The 3,609-nt window shown below is 39.5% G+C and carries 2 pseudogenes; both read right to left on the bottom strand.

The window, feature by feature from the left end:
• Window positions 1–1,660: pseudogene (locus QUB61_RS38465) on the bottom strand (IS1634 family transposase); the annotation flags it as partial.
• 279 nt (window positions 1,661–1,939) lie between these two features.
• Window positions 1,940–3,536, bottom strand: a pseudogene (locus QUB61_RS38460) (IS1634 family transposase); the annotation flags it as partial.
• Window positions 3,537–3,609 lie beyond the last annotated feature (73 nt).

The raw sequence follows: 3,609 nt of genomic DNA, 5'->3' as shown, positions 1-3,609 counted from the left end.
GACAGGTGACTGGAAACAAATTTAAGATGGCTAATCGTTCGGATGTCAAATTAGAAACTTGTTGAAGTCCTTGAATACAAACAGCATAAATCGATTGAAAACTTTGGAATATCCAGCGTAAAGTAGGTCGATTGGTTCCTTTACCCAACTGATTTTTTAAGGTTTTATTAGTGAGTTGCAAGTTTTGCCGGAGTAATCTTTGACCTAAAGTATAAACCAACAAACACAAACCCATTACCAAAGTTAAAGCCTCGATTCTTTCCGGCGACTTCAGAAACACGCTATCCGTAAAAAATAGTGGGTCTTTCAAAAACCCAAACCCTCTCTCTGCTGCCTGCTGTTCCTTATATTTCACAATCATTTCATCAGGGTTTAATTGCGATACATCCAGTACATTAGTGGCTAAGATAAATCTGCCACTAGCTTTGGTTCTGCGGGCTACCACATTAGCATCTAGTTCGAGTTGTGCTTCAACTTTAAATATTAAGCTAGAGCTAGAGTTGTCATGAGAAATGGTCGAATCAGTAGCAGATTTTACTGTAGTTTGCCTGCTGGTAATTTGGGTTAAATTATGATACTTTAGTTGTTTGGATAAACGACTTGCTGCTGCTGAGGCATCCGCGGAACAAGCAAATTCAATATTTGATAACTCTCGCAACTTTTTCTGACCCTCAACTTCAGCTTTTTTGAGGTTTTTTTCTAATTTACGTTGGTCAGCATCACGACGCAAACTGCTCTCTACTACTAACCATCTTTGTGTAATTCCACCATAATTACTTTTGTGTTCTGACCAACTATATCCCGTCACAGAAGAGCCGTGAAATTCTGATTCATTTAATTGAGATACCAGTTGCTGCGCTTGTTTCAGACTGAGTGGTACACGAGTTAACCATCTTAAATTAGTTAACATTTCTAAATTGGGAGCGGTATATAATGCACTGTCAGCTACCATTAAACTGTCGAGATTTAATTGTTTTTTAAAGTCTTGACAAATTGAGGCGAATATGGAATTATCTGATTCGTTTCCTGAAGCTACTCGTAAAAATAGTGGTACATCTCCATCTCCACTACAAATTAGGTCTAAAATGAACTGTTTTAAGTCGGGACTTGGCCCTTGAGAGTAGCCGTAGGTAATCTGAATTGGTATGGGAGATGTTTGATGGTTGATTGATGAATTATCTAACTGATTGCTATCTGTTTCTCTGCTAGAAAAAGATACTGAGGGCAATTCTTGTTCATATTTGCCATGTAGATGAAATGAGCTTGAATCTAAATGAGCTGTGTCGGTTTTTATCTCAAATTTTTGAGCTGCTTCTAACGCAATAGTTGTGAATATTTCCGTAATTCCTGCCAAATATAATTTATCTAATACTCGGCCCAAACGGTCATCATTGAGATGCGATTCTTGAATCCCTGCTCCAAGTAAATGTTCTATTGCTTTCCCTTAAAAAAATTTAGAAAATAAATATAATGGGGCGGAAACCATCCCTAATCCATTGATAATCATGGCTTTGACTACCAGGCCGGGACTGACTATTTCGCCCGGTTGTTCGCCTACTAATTCATTGATTTTTTGGACAATTCCTATTTCATCAATTAGACCAGCTATCAATCCCAGATGATCTAGGTTTTCTACTTTCATCTCAGATGCTTTCTGCATGGGCTGCTGAATCCTAATTTGAGCGTTCATCGTTTTCGCCAGTTTACACTATTCTTGGTGATGATTGGCTATGGTTGCGATCTGAATTAACGCATTTTCGTGATCGTTCAGGTTACGAATACCTCATAAACTGGGTTTTTACCCCTCGCAATTTTAACTCATATCAGATTTAACTCATGCCCTCACTTCTCTTGTCAGGAATTTTTAAGGCTCATGATGGGAGCGTGACCGAAATTATTGAGTATTTTTTACTCACGCTTTGTCTCGGATGATTCACTTTTACCCCTCCATCCGCCTATGTGCCCGTTGAGGGTGCGGAATGTGGGTTAATACATCTTGACGGTCTTGGGTTAAATTACTGACTTGCTTATCTCCGTTGACCGTCACTAAATGTACCGCTTGAAACATCTGAAATATCCAGCGCATTGTCGGTTTATTGGTGAGTTTCTTTACCTGATTTCTGACTCCCTCATTGGTGGCTTCTAAGTGTTGTCTCAATTTCCTTTGCGCTCGGGTATAAACTAACAAGCACAGTCTCATTATCATTCCTATTGCTTCGACTCGCTCGGGATTTTTCACAAATACGCTTGATGTAAAAAACAATGGAGCTTTGATAAATCTAAATCCTCTCTCGTTACTTTGCTGCGCTTTGTATTCTGATAGTATCTGTCGCTCGCTCACCTCTTGAGTGTCTAAGATGTTGGTGGCTAATATAAATCTCCCGGCTGTGATTTGTTCGGCTTCTATTACTGATAACCGGGTTTCTATTTGACCCGTAACTCGATCAACTGTTGGATTTGTTTGGTTCTCTAGTTTCTGCTTGCTTGTCGATTTTTTGACGGGTTTTTCTCGGCATTCAATTTCTGTGATTTGGTGATACTTCCAGGTATCTGATAATCTTTTTATCGCGATTTCTGCGTCGGCTATACACGCAAACTCTTGTCTGAATAGCTTGCGTAGTGAGGAAGAAGCTGATTCTAATTGTTTCTCTACTTGCTGGGCTATTTTTTTGAAGGCTGCTTGTTTTCTGATATCGCTTTCTACTACTCTCCATCTTTGTTTTATGTTGGCATACTCGCTGGTTATGGCTGCTATTTTGTAGCCTTTTATTTGAGCTGATTCCCAGTCTTTATCTTCGATAGCTGAGATTTTTTCTCGGGCTGATTTGATACTTAATGGCACTCTGGTTATCCATTTCATTCCTGCCATTGCTGATAAATTTTCTGCTGTGTATAAGGCACTGTCTGCTACACAGATTCCGTCGAAAGTCCATGGGTTTTTAAATTCTTTGAGTCGGGCGACAAAAACACTTTTGTCATCGGCGTTTCCGTCATCTATTTTGAGATACAATGGTACGTCTCCATCACCGCTAACTATGGTGTCAATGATAAATTGTTTGAGGTCGGGTCTTTTGTCTGGCTTAGTATCCGTGAACGATTTTTATGGCTTTCATTTCATCGGCTGGGTCTGATGAGTCTGTTTCAATGTCTTGACTCTTTTCCTGACAAGTTTTGTATGCTCCTTCTACTGATATTGAACTGCTGTCTAGATGAACGCTATTCATTTCTACTTGAATTTTTTTTGCTGCTTTTAGGGCGCTCGCTGTGAATAATTGTGTCGTTCCAGCTTGATGGTATTTGTCTAATTCTCTCCCGATTCTGTCATCATTTAATTGTTCGGGGGTCACTCCTTCTCCGATTAAATGTTCTGTTGCTTGGACTACGAAAAATGTGTCGAATAGGTAAATTGGGGCGCTCAAAAACCCCAATCCGTTCAAAATTATTGCTTTCATTACTTGTCCGGGGCTGACTGTTTCTTTGGTTTTGATACCCACTTTTTTGTTGACTTCTTCTACCAATTCCATCTCATCTATCAATAGTTCGGACAGTTTTTAAGCAGCCATAGTACCATAAGACAGGACTGAGGGAAGGTTAGGGTGATTTAAAATC

The organism is Microcoleus sp. C2D2, from assembly GCF_036702495.1.
Classification (GTDB): Bacteria; Cyanobacteriota; Cyanobacteriia; order Cyanobacteriales; family Microcoleaceae; genus Microcoleus.
Note: the sequence above shows the minus strand (reverse complement) of the source record. Positions and strands in the feature narration are given on the sequence as shown.